General features: G+C 68.7%; 12 protein-coding genes. 7 read left to right on the top strand and 5 right to left on the bottom strand.

The window, feature by feature from the left end; all coding sequences use genetic code 11:
• The first annotated feature begins 111 nt into the window (after positions 1 to 111).
• On the top strand, positions 112 to 675 hold the full coding sequence (locus NV1_RS09605) for a hypothetical protein (RefSeq protein ID WP_067888091.1): 564 nt from the start codon (positions 112 to 114) through the stop codon (positions 673 to 675).
• 194 nt (positions 676 to 869) lie between these two features.
• On the opposite strand, the gene NV1_RS09600 is transcribed toward NV1_RS09605, so the two are convergent.
• Entirely contained in the window at positions 870 to 1,886 is a 1,017-nt protein-coding gene (locus tag NV1_RS09600; protein WP_067888088.1) for an alpha/beta hydrolase, read from the bottom strand.
• A 246-nt stretch (positions 1,887 to 2,132) separates the two neighbouring features.
• On the opposite strand from NV1_RS09600, the gene mqo reads away from it, so the two are divergent.
• Together mqo and NV1_RS09590 are read left to right on the top strand one after the other, a co-directional pair.
• Positions 2,133 to 3,632 (top strand): malate dehydrogenase (quinone), encoded by a 1,500-nt coding sequence (gene mqo / locus NV1_RS09595; protein ID WP_067888866.1) that lies wholly within the window; start codon positions 2,133 to 2,135, stop codon positions 3,630 to 3,632.
• 21 nt (positions 3,633 to 3,653) lie between these two features.
• A complete protein-coding gene (locus tag NV1_RS09590) occupies positions 3,654 to 4,103 on the top strand; it encodes a GNAT family N-acetyltransferase (RefSeq protein ID WP_067888085.1) in 450 nt (149 codons plus the stop codon).
• A 71-nt stretch (positions 4,104 to 4,174) separates the two neighbouring features.
• Here NV1_RS09590 and NV1_RS09585 read toward each other — a convergent pair whose 3' ends face one another.
• Positions 4,175 to 4,921 (bottom strand): EI24 domain-containing protein, encoded by a 747-nt coding sequence (locus NV1_RS09585; protein ID WP_067888083.1) that lies wholly within the window; start codon positions 4,919 to 4,921, stop codon positions 4,175 to 4,177.
• A 211-nt stretch (positions 4,922 to 5,132) separates the two neighbouring features.
• On the opposite strand from NV1_RS09585, the gene NV1_RS09580 reads away from it, so the two are divergent.
• Positions 5,133 to 7,130, top strand: coding sequence for a VWA domain-containing protein (locus NV1_RS09580; RefSeq protein ID WP_067888080.1), 1,998 nt, complete (start codon positions 5,133 to 5,135; stop codon positions 7,128 to 7,130).
• Positions 7,131 to 7,193: 63 nt separating this feature from the next.
• Here the strand turns inward: NV1_RS09580 and NV1_RS09575 are convergent, their stop codons facing one another.
• Positions 7,194 to 8,042, bottom strand: coding sequence for an NAD-dependent protein deacetylase (locus NV1_RS09575; protein WP_067888077.1), 849 nt, complete (start codon positions 8,040 to 8,042; stop codon positions 7,194 to 7,196).
• Between the two features lie 170 nt (positions 8,043 to 8,212).
• Between NV1_RS09575 and cobO the strand changes: the two genes are divergently transcribed.
• The 3 genes from cobO to NV1_RS09560 are packed head-to-tail and all read left to right on the top strand — an operon-like array spanning position 8,213 to position 10,714.
• A complete protein-coding gene (cobO, locus tag NV1_RS09570; RefSeq protein ID WP_067888074.1) occupies positions 8,213 to 8,827 on the top strand; it encodes a cob(I)yrinic acid a,c-diamide adenosyltransferase in 615 nt (204 codons plus the stop codon).
• Positions 8,821 to 10,323 carry a cobyrinic acid a,c-diamide synthase CobB gene (locus NV1_RS09565; RefSeq protein WP_067888071.1) on the top strand — a complete coding sequence of 501 codons (1,503 nt, stop codon included), beginning with the start codon at positions 8,821 to 8,823 and terminating at the stop codon, positions 10,321 to 10,323. The genes cobO and NV1_RS09565 overlap by 7 nt, the downstream gene beginning before the upstream one ends.
• Entirely contained in the window at positions 10,316 to 10,714 is a 399-nt protein-coding gene (locus NV1_RS09560) for a cobalamin biosynthesis protein (RefSeq protein WP_067888068.1), read from the top strand. The genes NV1_RS09565 and NV1_RS09560 overlap by 8 nt, the downstream gene beginning before the upstream one ends.
• A gap of 52 nt (positions 10,715 to 10,766) precedes the next feature.
• Here NV1_RS09560 and NV1_RS09555 read toward each other — a convergent pair whose 3' ends face one another.
• Together NV1_RS09555 and NV1_RS09550 are read right to left on the bottom strand one after the other, a co-directional pair.
• Entirely contained in the window at positions 10,767 to 11,798 is a 1,032-nt protein-coding gene (locus NV1_RS09555; protein ID WP_067888863.1) for a DUF2293 domain-containing protein, read from the bottom strand.
• A 93-nt stretch (positions 11,799 to 11,891) separates the two neighbouring features.
• The gene (locus tag NV1_RS09550; RefSeq protein ID WP_067888065.1) at positions 11,892 to 13,022 is read right to left on the bottom strand and encodes an Rv3169 family protein; all 1,131 of its coding nucleotides are present in this window, start codon (positions 13,020 to 13,022) and stop codon (positions 11,892 to 11,894) included.
• Positions 13,023 to 13,029 lie beyond the last annotated feature (7 nt).

Below are 13,029 nucleotides of genomic sequence, written 5' to 3'. Positions count from 1 at the left end.
GTGGGCCACCGCGACGATTCGACGACGGCGCGTGGCGGAGCTCTCCATGGCGACGGTGCGTGGTCAGCGACACGAGGTTCACCGGCCCTGGGCCGTGTACCGTGGGACGGCATGGAAACACGGCGGATCGCGGTCGGTGACCGCGCCTGGACCGTTCGAATCGATGGCTCCCAGTTCCGGCACACGGTCGTCCTGCTCCCCGACGCGGGCGCTCCGGCCGATGTCTACGACGCGGTGTGCGCCCGCCTGCACACCTCGGACCTGCGCACGATCGTGCTGGAATCGATCGAGGGGCTCGACACCGCGGGTGTCTACGCGATCCTGGACGACCTCGGCGTCCCGTGGGCCAATCTCGCCGGTTACGGCGCGGGCGCCGACCTGGCGTGGCAGTTGGCCGCCCGGGGCTTCGGCCGATTCATGGGCCTGGTCGTCGCCGGACGGGGACATCCGGCCGCTCCCGGCGCGGACGACACCGTCGCCGACCCGAACTGCCCGGCCGTGGAGATTCCCACCACCGTCGTCGCGACGAAGAAGCTGTCGCGCCCGGCCGCCGAGGCCGCCGCCCGCCACGTTTATGGAGAATTCCGCGTCGCGCAGGTCGACGTCACCGATCCGGCCGCGGAGGCGGCGCAGGAATTCGCCACCGAGATCGTGCTGCGCAGCGGCCAGTGGTGAGGCTGTATTCTCTGCCTCCGCTCCGCATCCTCTGCCTCCGCTCCGCATCCTCTGCCTCCGCTCCGCATCCTCTGCCTCCGCTCCGCTCCGGCGGGTTCGCGGCGCTGTAAGGCTCACCCGCACCGCGAACCAGGAGTCGGCGTACTGCGAGGTTGGCGGGACCAAGGGTCAGGAGTGGCGAGCGGGGTGCACCGTCATGAGTTGTGACCGGCGAGCCAGCGCAGCCAGGAGTCCAGTTCGGTGAACGCTTGCCGCCGCACCGCCTCCGAGGACAGGAACACATCGTGCCGGGCGCCCTCGATCGGCACGACGTTGGTGCGTTGCCCCAGGCAACCGGACCAGCGTTGGATCTGGCGCACGTCGAGCACGGTGTCCGCGACGTCGGCCGCGGGGCCGTAAGCGCGCATGAACTTGGTCACCTTCGAACGCAGGATCAGAGCGGGAACGCCGACGTCGAGGCCCTGATGCAGCCGAGCGTGCCCGCGCCGGATCGCGTGCAACCAGCCGAAATGTACCGGGAATCCGCTCAGCGGCTTCCAGTCCAGGTCGTAGTCCCATTCGCCGGACGCACTCCGGTGCAGGCTGTCGCCGTAGGTGGTGATCGTCTGGCCGGGCAGGGTGGCCATGGCGCGCAGCCGACCCAGACCGCCGATCACGGCGTTGCCGACGATGGTCCGGTAGTAGGCCGGGCCCTGCAGATCGAACCAGGGGCTGTTCAGTGCCAGTCCGGTAATCCCCTGTGCGGCAACGCCTTCGGCAGCCTGTAGCCGATCCAGCCAGAGCGAGGTCACCAGTCCGCCGGTGGAGTGGCCCATCACCAGCACCGGCAGGCCGGTCTCCTCGCGCACGAGGCGCAGCGCCTCGTTCAACTCGGCGTCGTACATCGCCAGATCGGTGACGTAGTGCGGGGTCTGCCCCGAGCGCAGCGAACGCCCGCACTTGCGCAGATCCAGCGCGAAGAAGTGGTGGCCCTGGGCGGCCATGTGCTCGGCGAGGTGCCGCTGGAAGAAGTAGTCGGTGAATCCGTGGACGTACAGCACCGCGGCGGTCGCCTCGGTCGTCGCCAGATATCGGACCAGGGTGGCCTCGACCGTGCCCTCGCCGTCCGGGTCGGAACCCAGCGGTATTCGGCATTGTTCGTATCCCGCACCGAGGACATCGGGCTGCCAGGATTCGGTCCGCGGCCCGGCCAGCGGCGTCTCGTTCGTCACAGCCTCCACGATATTCGACCCGCTCAGCGGCGTCTCGGCACAGGTAGCCCGCTCGCAGCAGGTGTGGCGGTTTCAAAAACGGGCATGCCGAGGGGCAGAATCAGGTTGAAGTGAACGGCGGGTAACCTCGAACCCGTCGTATTCGCCGGAATTCCGGTGACGCACAACACAATGCCCAGGTTGGTCCGCCCGGGGGCGACCGCGCACAAGGACAAGGAAGTCGATCTACCCGTGCCGAACGCTGCGATGACTGAAAAGACCGATGTAGTCCTCATCGGTGCCGGCATCATGAGTGCCACCCTCGGCGCGCTGCTTCGCCAGCTGCAGCCCGATTGGTCGATCACGATGTTCGAGCGCCTGGACGCTGCCGCCCCGGAGAGCAGTGACCCCTGGAACAACGCCGGTACCGGGCATTCCGCGTTGTGTGAGCTGAACTACACCCCGCGCACCGCCGACGGCGGGGTCGACGTGTCCAAGGCTGTCGACATCAACGAGCGGTTCCAGGTCTCGCGGCAGTTCTGGTCCTATGCGGTGGAGAACGGCGTGCTGGGCACGCCCTCGGAGTTCATCAACCCGGTCCCGCATGTCAGCTTCACCCACGGCGCGGACGGTGTGGAGTACCTGCGCAAGCGGTACGAGGCGCTGTCCCGGCACCCGTTGTTCGAGGGGATGGAGTTCATCGACTCACCCGACGAGTTCTCCCGTCGGCTGCCGCTGATGGCCAAGGGCCGCGACTTCGCCGAGCCGGTGGCGCTGAACTGGAGCTCCAAGGGCACCGATATCAACTTCGGTGCGCTGACAAAGCAGCTGCTGGCCTATCTGGGCCGCTCGGGTGTCGACATCGCCTTCGGCACCGAGGTGCGCAACCTGTCCAAGCAGTCCGACGGCAGCTGGCTTGTCAAGGTGCGCAACACCCGTACCGGTTCGACCCGTACGGTGAACGCGAAATTCGTCTTCGTCGGCGCGGGCGGTTACGCACTGCCGCTGCTGCAGAAGGCCGGTATCTCCGAGATCGCGGGCTTCGCCGGATTCCCGGTCAGCGGCCAGTTCCTGCGCTGCACCAACCGCGAACTGATCACCCGGCACGAGGCCAAGGTGTACGGCATGGCCGCGGTCGGTGCGCCGCCGATGTCGGTGCCGCACTTGGATACTCGCGTCATCGACGGTAAGCGCGGACTGCTGTTCGGTCCGTACGCGGGCTGGACGCCGAAATTCCTCAAGGACGGCAAGTACGGCGATCTGTTCAAGTCGATCCGTCCGGGCAATCTCACCCCGATGCTCGGCGTCGGCGTGACCGAGCTGGGCCTGGTCAAGTACCTGGTCAGCGAGCTGCTGAAGTCCCCGGCGGGCAAGGTGAACGCGATGGAGGAGTTCATCCCGCGCGCCGACGGTCACGACTGGGAGCTGATCACCGCCGGTCAGCGTGTGCAGATCATTCGGCGCAAGGGCGTCGGGGGTGTGCTCGAACTCGGCACCGCGGTCATCACCGCCTCCGACGGTTCCATCGCGGGCCTGCTCGGCGCGTCGCCGGGCGCGTCCACCTGTGTCTCGGCCATGCTGGACGTGCTGCAGCGCTGCTTCCCGCGCGAGTACGCGAACTGGACGCCGCAGCTGAAGGCCATGGTTCCCTCGCTGGGTGTCAAGCTGTCCGAGAATCAGGCGCTGTACCACGAGGTTTGGGACTGGTCGACCAAGGCACTCGGTCTGACCGAGAACACACCGGCGGCAGAACTCGCGCAGAGCTGAGCGATGTGATAGCAAGACGCGATGATGTCAACGGTTGCTCTCAAAAGGTCGTGGGCCGCGGATCTGGACACCGCGACGCTGTACAAGCTGCTGAAGTTGCGCGTCCAGGTTTTCGTTGTCGAGCAGAAGTGCGCGTATCCGGAGCTGGACGGACTCGACCTGCTGCCGGAGACACGGCACCTGTGGCTCGACGACGAGGGTGAGGCGATCAGCACGCTGCGCCTGTGCGAGGAGCACGAGAACGGGGTGAAGTCGTTCCGCATCGGCCGGCTGTGTACCACGCCGCAGGCCCGCGGGCACGGCTACACCACCCGGCTGCTGCAGGCCGCGCTCGCCGAAACAGGTTCGGCCACAGTGCGACTCAATGCGCAGACCTACCTGATCGATATGTACACCAAGCACGGTTTCGTCACCGACGGCGAGGAGTACATCGAGGACGGTATCCCGCACATTCCGATGCGGCGCGGTTAGCCTGCCGGTCCCGCGGCCCGGAAGTGCTTGCGGGACCGTCTATTCCGGTCGTCCTCAGGTGCTCGGTCGTCTCAGTGCGGCGAGATCGGCTCGTTGCGCACTTCGCGGGTGAGCAGGGTCGCGCCCGCCACCGCGCCCGGCATCAGCACGATCGCGACGAACGGCACCAGGAATGCCGCCGCGAGCGGAATTCCGAATCCCCACACCAACATTCGGCGTGAGCGCAGTAATGTGAGTTGGTCGCGCATGGGAATTCCGCGACGTTGCATGGGAACGGTGGTCAATTCCTGCACCAGGAAGAATCCGGTGACCCCGATGCCCAGCACGGGCACCACCGTCTGCCCCACCACAGGCAGGAATCCGGCCGCGAACAGCACCACGCCCCACACCGCGGCTCGCAGCACCAGCGCGATGCCGTCCGTGAACATTCGCCAAGCCGGCACACCCGGTCCCGGTGGCGCCTCGCCCGGCGACTGACTGCGGTCCACGTGCTCGGCCAGCGCCTCGTAGAACGGCTGTCCCAGCGCCAAGGTCAGCGCCGTGAACGTGATCACCGCCAGGAACAGGCACAACACCAGCAACAACACGTCCAGGAAGCCGCGCAGCACGCCCGGCCACGGCGATGCCCAATGATCCGCGAACGGCGTCGCCCACGCGACGACGTCTCCCGCGAACCACGCCACGGCGACGATCGCGACCAGGTACAACACCAGCGCGATGAGCCCCGGCACCAGCGCATACCCGAACCGCCGCCGATGCGTCGCCACCCACCGCTGCCCCTGCAACAGATATCCGAACCCCGCAGCCAGATCACGCACGCGCGCAGTCTATGCGCCCGCAGTCGAAAACGCCTGAGCGGTGCGCATTTCCGTGGCCGGTCCGGATGTCCGCGGGTGTCTGCCGGAGCCTGCCGGTCGGACGGTTCGTAGTCCTCGGGGAAGCGGTCGTGCAGATCCTCGCCGTTCTCGCCGCGCACGCTCACAGCAGGGGCGGGGGAATGCCTCGCCGACGCGGCAATAGAGTTGGGGAATGTCCGAGTCCGTCGCTGATGTCGTCGCTGGTCCGCCCATTGCTGCCAGAGAGGCCGGGTTTCCGTTCTCGGCGGTGGTGGGGCAGGAACAGTTGCAGTTGGCGCTGATTCTGTGTGCGGTGCATCCGGGGATCGGGGGTGTGCTGGTGCGCGGGGAGAAGGGGACCGCGAAGTCGACCGTGGTGCGGGCGCTGGCACAGTTGTTGCCGCCGGTGGCCGACGAACGCGGTGCGGAGCGGCCCGCGCGGCTCGTGGAGCTGCCGGTCGGGGCGACCGAGGATCGGGTGGTCGGCTCGCTGGATCTGCAGCGGGTGCTGCGTGACGGGGAGCAGGCGTTCCGGCCGGGCCTGCTGGCGGCCGCGCATCACGGCGTGCTTTATGTGGACGAGGTGAATCTGCTGCACGACCATCTGGTCGACGTCCTGCTGGACGCGGCTGCGATGGGCCGGGTGCATATCGAACGCGACGGGGTGTCCCATTCACATCCGGCGCGGTTCGTGCTGGTCGGGACGATGAACCCGGAGGAGGGCGAGCTGCGTCCGCAGCTGCTGGACCGATTCGGGCTGACCGTCGACGTGGCCGCCTCCCGCGACGTGGACGTGCGCATGGCCGTCGTGCGTCGCCGCCTGGACTACGAGGCCGACCCGAACGGATTCGCCGCCCGGTACGCCGCGGCCGACCGGGAGATCGCCGACCGCATTCTCATTGCCCGTGACCTGGTCGGCGAGGTGGAGCTGGACGATGTGGAGTTGCGCCGTATCGCGGCGTTGTGCGCCGGCTTCGACGTGGACGGTATGCGTGCCGACCTGGTTGTCGCCCGCGCGGCGACCGCACATGCCGCGTGGCGTGGAACTAATTGTGTGACAGCCGATGACGTGCGTATCGCCGCGGAACTCGCACTGCCGCACCGGCTTCGGCGTGATCCGTTCGACGAGCCGGGCATCAGCGAGGAACAGCTGGAGGAGGCGATGCGGCAGGCCGCCGAGGAGGCCGCGCGAGCCGAACAGAACTCCGGCGAATCCTCCGGTCCGGCAAGCGAATCGGAGACTCCGCCGCCCGATGATCCGATGCCCGAGCAGGGGAGTGCCGAGGGCCCCGGCGGTCCGCCCGACGACGATCCGGACGGCGGCCCCGATACGCCCGGCGGCGGTGGCGGCGCGCCCGAGGGCCGGGCGGGCGCTCCGGCCAATTCGACTGCCCGGCCGCCTCGTTGGGAGGTGCGGGGCGTCGGCGAGGGCGCGCCGGGACGGCGTTCGCGAGCGAGCACCCGGCACGGACGCGTCGTGCGGGCGATACCCGATGCCGCGGCCGGACTGCATCTGCTCGGTACGGTCTTCGCCGCCGCGCCACAGCAGCGCGCCCGCGGTCGGATCGTGGGTCCGCTGGCGCTGGAACCGGAGGATCTGCGCGGTGCGTATCGCGAAGGGCGCGAAGGCAATCTGGTGATCTTCGTGGTCGACACGTCGGGCTCGATGGCCGCCCGGGATCGGCTCTCGGCGGTCACCGGTGCGATCGTCGCCCTGCTGCGCGATGCCTATCAGCGGCGCGACAAGGTCGCGGTGATCACCGTGCGCGGCAGCGAGGCCGAACTGGTGTTGCCGCCGACCTCCTCGGTGGATATCGCGGTGCGTCGCCTGGCGGGCCTGCGCACCGGCGGTAAGACCCCGCTGGCGCGCGGCCTGGTCGAGGCGCGGGAGGTGGTTCGGCGCGAGCGCGTGCGCGATCCGCAGCGCCGCGCGATGGTCGTCCTGCTCACCGACGGCCGCGCCACCGGCGGCACCGACCCACTCCCGCGCGCCCGCGCCGCCGCCCGCGTCCTGGCTCGGGACGGTGTCACCGGCGTCGTGGTCGACTGCGAACGCGGCATGATCCGCCTCGGCCTCGCCGCCGACCTCGCCCGCGACCTGCGCGCCACATACATCCGCTTGGCCGAGATCACCGGCGATGCCGTGGCAGGTGTCGTGCGGTCGCAGGTTTCCGGAGTCCGTGCTGCCTGATCGTTACGCCGTGCGCTCGCCGACCGTCGTGCGAGTGAGTGCGGAGTGCCTCGGGCGCGTGGGCTATTGCGTGGCGGACGTGGTGAGTTGATCGGCGAGCGCGGTCAGCAGTTCGGAGCAGCCCGCGTCGACGGTGAGGGTGGCGAGCGGGTCGCCGCGGGTGTGGCCGCGGTTCACGATGACGACCGGGCGGGCGGTTTTGGCGGCGTGACGTACGAAGCGCAGGCCCGACATGACGGTGAGTGAGGAGCCCGCGGCCAGGAGGACCTCGGCGGCCTCGACCAGGTCGTATGCCTCCGCCACGCGGTCCTTCGGGACGTTCTCGCCGAAGTAGACGATGTCGGGTTTGAGCATTCCGCCACAGTGTTCGCAGTCGACCATGCGGAAGTTCGCGGTGTCGGTGACCACGGCGTCGGCGTCGGGGGCGACCTCCAGGCCATCGGTGACCGAGTCGGCGAAGCCGGGATTGGCGGCTTCGAGCCGGTCGGCCAGGCGCATCCGCGAGATCAGGGTCGGGCAGCTCAGGCAGCGCACGCGGGCGTAGGTGCCGTGCAGGTCGATCACCCGGCGACTGCCCGCCTTGGTGTGCAGCAGGTCCACGTTCTGGGTGATCAGCCCGCTGACGGCGCCCGCACGCTCCAGCCGGGCCAGCGCGCGATGTCCGGGATTCGGCCGCGCGGCATCCATCCGCCGCCAGCCGACATGATTGCGGGCCCAATACCGTTGCCGGAACACCGGATCCCCGACGAACTGCTGATAGGTCATCGGATTGCGCGGCGGCGAACTCGGCCCCCGATAATCCGGAATCCCGCTGTCGGTGGACAACCCCGCCCCGGTCAACACCGCCACCCGACGGCCCGCGACGATGTCGAGCACCCGATCGACAGCGCTCACGGTCGGAAGTTCCGGCATGAATCCAGCGTACGACCCGTCAACGGGGCCGCTCCTGGGAGCGGGCGAGTCCGCGCGCCGGCGTCGGCAAGCTTCTTGCGCCGCCGCGGTGCGGCCTGGGGTGGGGGCCGGGGTGTTGGCCGGGTGTGGCAACGTGGAGCAGCAGTTCGCGTGCGGAAGGAGCGGTGTCGATGCCCAGGGGTGTTCCCGAGACGGTGCCCGATGACGGGTTGACCACTCGGCAGCGGCGTAATCAGCCTCTTCTGGCGGTGCATACCGGGCCCGGCAAGGGGAAGTCGACCGCGGCGTTCGGGATGGCGCTGCGGGCCTGGAATCAGGGGTTCGACATCGCGGTGTTCCAGTTCGTGAAGAGTGCGAAATGGAAGGTCGGGGAGGAGTCGGCGTTCCGCACCCTCGGTCGGTTGTACGAGGAGACCGGCGTGGGCGGCCCGGTCGAATGGCACAAGATGGGTGAGGGCTGGTCCTGGACCCGCAAACAGGGCACCGAGGAGGATCACGCCGCGGCCGCGCTGGCCGGTTGGCACGAGATCGCCCGCCGCCTGGCCGCCGAACAGCACCGGTTCTACGTCCTCGACGAATTCACCTATCCGATGAAATGGGGATGGGTCGATGTGGACGAGGTGGTCGAGACCCTGCGCGCCCGCACCGGTAATCAGCATGTGGTGATCACCGGCCGGGACGCGCCGCAGGCGCTGATCGATGCCGCCGATCTGGTCACCGAGATGACCAAGACCAAACACCCGATGGATGCGGGCCGTAAGGGTCAGCGCGGTATCGAATGGTGAGCACACCCGCGGTGGTCATCGCCGCACCGGCCTCCGGAAGCGGAAAGACCACTCTCGCAACGGGTTTGATCGGAGCGCTGCGGCGCGTGGGACATACCGTGGCGCCGTTCAAGGTGGGCCCGGACTATATCGACCCCGGATATCACGGTCTGGCCGCCGGACGTCCGGGCCGGAATCTGGATCCGGTGCTCGTGGGCGCGGAGCGAGTGTCGCCGCTGTATCGGCACGGGACGCGCGGGTGCGATATCGCGGTCGTCGAGGGCGTGATGGGCCTGTTCGACGGTCGCATCGATGAGAACCAGGCGCAGTCGGTCGCGGAGGGATCCACCGCGCAGGTCGCGGCGCTGCTGGGCGCGCCGGTCGTGCTGGTCGTGGACGCGCGCGGGCACAGCCAGAGCCTCGCCGCCCTGTTGCACGGATTCGCCACCTACGACAGCGAGATCCGGCTCGGCGGAGTGATTCTCAACCGCGTCGGCAGTGAACGACACGAACAGGTATTGCGCTCCGCGTGCGACCGGGTCGGTCTGCCAGTGCTGGGCGCGCTGCCGAGGATGGCCGAATTGTCCGTTCCCTCGAGACATCTGGGCCTCATCCCCGCGGTGGAACACGGCGACGCCGCGCGGTCCGCGGTCGACGCGATGACCGAACTGGTCGCCGCTCATGTGGATCTGGCCGCGATCGCCCGGCTGGCTGGGGCGAGGGTGTCCGGGCCGAGCTGGGAACCGGGGGCGGAATTGTGCGCGTCGGTGGACGCTTCGACGAACCCTGCTACCGGTATGTGGGGGGCACGTGACCGTGTGGGCGGCCCACGGCCCGCGGATACCGCCGGTGCTCCCGAATCGAATGCGACCGGCGGTTCGGTCGGCGATGGTCCGGTGATCGCCATGGCCGGTGGTCCGGCGTTCACCTTCGGATACGCCGAACATCGCGAACTGCTGGCGGCGGCGGGTGCGCGAGTGGCGGTCTTCGATCCCCTGCGTGACGACTTGCCCGCCGGCACAGCGGGTGTGGTACTGCCGGGCGGCTTCCCCGAGGAACATGCGGCGGAGCTCTCGGCGAACGATCGGCTGCTCGACGCGGTGCGCGCCGCGGCGCAGGCCGGTATGCCGGTGCACGCCGAATGCGCGGGACTGCTCTATCTGACCCGAAGTCTGGACGGACATCGCATGGCCGGGGTAGTCGACGCGGTCGCCGAATTCGGTCCGCGATTGACACTGGGTTATCGGGACGCGGTGGCGCTGACCGATTCTCCGCTCTGGTCTGCCGGGCAACGGGTTCGCGGACACGAATTCCACCGGACCAGACTGATTTCCGCCATAGTCGACGAAGCGGCATGGGCGTGGCGCTCACCGGATGGCGCCACCGTGCGCGAGGGTGCGGTGACCCATCGAGTGCACGCCTCCTACCTGCACACCCACCCCGCCGGAAACCCCGCGATCATCGCCGGATTCGTTACTTCCGCAGCCGATTACGCCGCCCTGCGCGCCGATGTGTGAAGTACGTTCCGGCAGCGGCGAACTCGTCGTCGGCGTAGGATACCGACCTGCGACCGACGCCGCGGATATCGTGCGCGCGGTGCGCGAAGTGCTGGGAGACGAGAACTTCCGTTGTCTGGCGACGATCGACCGTAGAGCAGGTGAACCGGGATTCTCCGCGGCCGCAGCCGAATTAGGTGTTCCGGTGACCGCGTTCACCCCCGATGTACTCGCCGAAGTGCCTGTCCCGAATCCCGCATCCCGGACCAGAGCCGCTGTGGCCACCTCCAGCGTCGCCGAGGCCGCCGCCCTCCTCGCCTGCGAGAAGTATTGTGGCGCAGGTTACCTCGTAATCCCGAAAACAGTCCTGGGCTCGGTGACGGTCGCGGTGGCCCGCTGCGGAGCAGGTTGACCAGGGCGCGAAACAGCCACAACCGATCCGAGGTCCGGTCCGTTCGCCGTACTCACCCCCGCCAGGATTCGAGTACCCGGTCCAGCGCCGGTCGGATCCTCGCACGGGCCTCCTTGCGCGGGGTACCCGCCATCAGCAGCCGGTCGTAGTCGGTGTCCAGGTGGCGGATCGAGGCGATGACCGCGAGCGTGACCGCCTCGGCGGCAAGAACTTTCGCGGCCGCGCTGCGTCCTACCCGCCCGCTGCCGCGCACCGCGGCGTGGTCGGCGATCTCGGTGGCCCGTTCCGGTGGGCAATTCGGGAACAGCCGCTGGATCTCGGCGGACATCCGCATCTGGAATTCGACGTCCTGAGCCGCACGCCGGGCGGTATCGCGTTCGCGGCGGCGCAGCCGCGCGTCCTCGTCGGCCAGGCACTGTTCCTCCGCGCGGGCCAGCGCCTGTTCCTCGACCAGGATGCCCACGCGTTCATGACGTTTGCGCCGGGCATTGAACCGCACCACGATCGCGGCCAGGGTGCTCTCCTTCTTGGCGCGGCGGCTCAGGGCCGCATCCCCGGCGGGCAGGAATTCCAGATGGTCGAGATCCGCGCAGGTCAGGCACAGCGGCCCCGCATCGGACATGATCTGATACGGCTCGGTGTCCGAACATTCCGCGCAGGTCCAGTCTCCGGTGACCGCGACGACCGTGAGATCGGGCGCTTTGTTCTGGCGCTGCATCATCTGCTCGCGGCGGGCCGGGCTGAGGTCGGGGGAGAGCCAGTGCGTGCGGAACACCGCCTCGTCACCGTCGCCGACGAAGCTCAGCGGCGCACGATCGCGGCTGCCGGACAGATAGGCGGTATCGCTCGGGGTGAGCCCGCCCTCGCGCGCCCATTCGCCAAGCAGATCCGCGACATCGCGCAACCGCCCCGCGTCCACCGGGGCCAGCTTCGCCAGCGAGGGCGCTCGCCCCTGCCGCCACCGCTCGACGTGCGCCGAGGTCAACCAGCCCAAGCCGACCAGCACATCGACCGTGGACACGTACTTGTACTGGGCCATTGCCGCTTCCGCGGCCGCGACCACCCGACGCCGGAGCTTGGACATGAAGGGAACCATAGAACACGGCGACGACAGATCCCGCGCCCTGATTCGCGATGCGGACCGGGGCACGATCGGCGTCGAACCGCCGCGTCCGCCTCAGGGCGCCACGGACGTCCAATCGGCGAAGCCGGTCGGATCGTGCCGCCCGATACTGGCGTGTTCGAACAGGCCCCAGCCCTCGGCGTCACCACATCGAGCGCTCGCGACATGATCGATCGCACCCCACGGAATGCGCGCGGCGACAGCGGGATCGGTCAGATCGTAACTGCTGGACGAGGACCAGTCCGCCCCCTTCCACATGCCGTGCTGCCAATCCGGATCGCCGCCGTAGCCGCAGCCGATATGCAGTGCCATGAAGGTGTGCGGCGTGATCCGCACCTCCACCGGCTTCCCGTCCGAGGCTGTCATTTCCAGCCGCGCGGCAACGGGAATCCTCGTGCCGGAACGATAGTCGATATGCACGCGCGGCCAGCCGAGTTGCTCGACCCGGCCGTCGGCCCAGATCCGGGTGGCATCGTTGAGGGTGCGGAATCCGTCCGGATTCTCCTGCACGATGACCACGATGGCGAAGTCCTCGAAGCGCAGCGGCGCGTACATCCACCAGAAGCCGCCCGGTCCGGAGGCGCCGGCGCGTCCGGCCGGTTCTGTCTCTCCGACCGGCCGGATCCCCCACGACCGGTCCCGGCTGCCGGTCCAGACCTGCGGATCCACCGCGATATCGGTTCCGTCCACGTGCAGCGTGCCCGCCCAGGAGCCCACCTGCGCGAACCGGGACGCGTCGATGATCGGCCGATTCCCGGCCAGAATGAGATGCGGCTGTTCCATGATCGCCGGGAAGGCTCCGGTCCAGGTCAGGTCGAAACCGAGATCCTCGTGCTCGCAAACGATCCGGATGCGGTCGAGCGGTTCGAGCACCTCGACGCGATAGCCGCCGACCCGCTGGTCCAGGCCGCGCTCGCTGAGTTCGGTCGAAAAGCGCACGGCCCGTTGGGTTTCACCACGCCGCACGGCCGCGTACGCATCGATGACGCCCAGGTTCGGATAGACGCCCAGGCCGGTCACCAGAAAGGTGCCCCCGTCCCGGTCGTGGCCGTTGAAATAGCTGCGGTCGTAGAAGTTCCGGTCGCTGGTGCCGACCCGGGCCAGCGACAGCGGAGTCTGGTGGATCGGAAACTCGTCCAGGGGTGCGGGGGTCGGGCCGATGCCCCGGCCGTCGGATTCGCTCATAGCCGTC

The sequence above is a fragment of the Nocardia vaccinii NBRC 15922 genome, assembly GCF_001613305.1.
GTDB lineage: Bacteria > Actinomycetota > Actinomycetes > Mycobacteriales > Mycobacteriaceae > Nocardia > Nocardia vaccinii.
Note: the sequence above shows the minus strand (reverse complement) of the source record. Positions and strands in the feature narration are given on the sequence as shown.

Coding starts and splice junctions, on each gene's coding strand:
- NV1_RS09575 (WP_067888077.1), bottom strand. CDS start 8,042: ATGCCGGAACTTCCGACCGTGAGCGCTGTCGATCGGGTGCTCGACATC.
- NV1_RS09565 (WP_067888071.1), top strand. CDS start 8,821: ATGGTGAGCACACCCGCGGTGGTCATCGCCGCACCGGCCTCCGGAAGC.
- NV1_RS09550 (WP_067888065.1), bottom strand. CDS start 13,022: ATGAGCGAATCCGACGGCCGGGGCATCGGCCCGACCCCCGCACCCCTG.
- NV1_RS09560 (WP_067888068.1), top strand. CDS start 10,316: ATGTGTGAAGTACGTTCCGGCAGCGGCGAACTCGTCGTCGGCGTAGGA.
- NV1_RS09605 (WP_067888091.1), top strand. CDS start 112: ATGGAAACACGGCGGATCGCGGTCGGTGACCGCGCCTGGACCGTTCGA.
- NV1_RS09580 (WP_067888080.1), top strand. CDS start 5,133: ATGTCCGAGTCCGTCGCTGATGTCGTCGCTGGTCCGCCCATTGCTGCC.
- cobO (WP_067888074.1), top strand. CDS start 8,213: ATGCCCAGGGGTGTTCCCGAGACGGTGCCCGATGACGGGTTGACCACT.
- NV1_RS09590 (WP_067888085.1), top strand. CDS start 3,654: ATGATGTCAACGGTTGCTCTCAAAAGGTCGTGGGCCGCGGATCTGGAC.
- NV1_RS09555 (WP_067888863.1), bottom strand. CDS start 11,798: ATGTCCAAGCTCCGGCGTCGGGTGGTCGCGGCCGCGGAAGCGGCAATG.
- mqo (WP_067888866.1), top strand. CDS start 2,133: ATGACTGAAAAGACCGATGTAGTCCTCATCGGTGCCGGCATCATGAGT.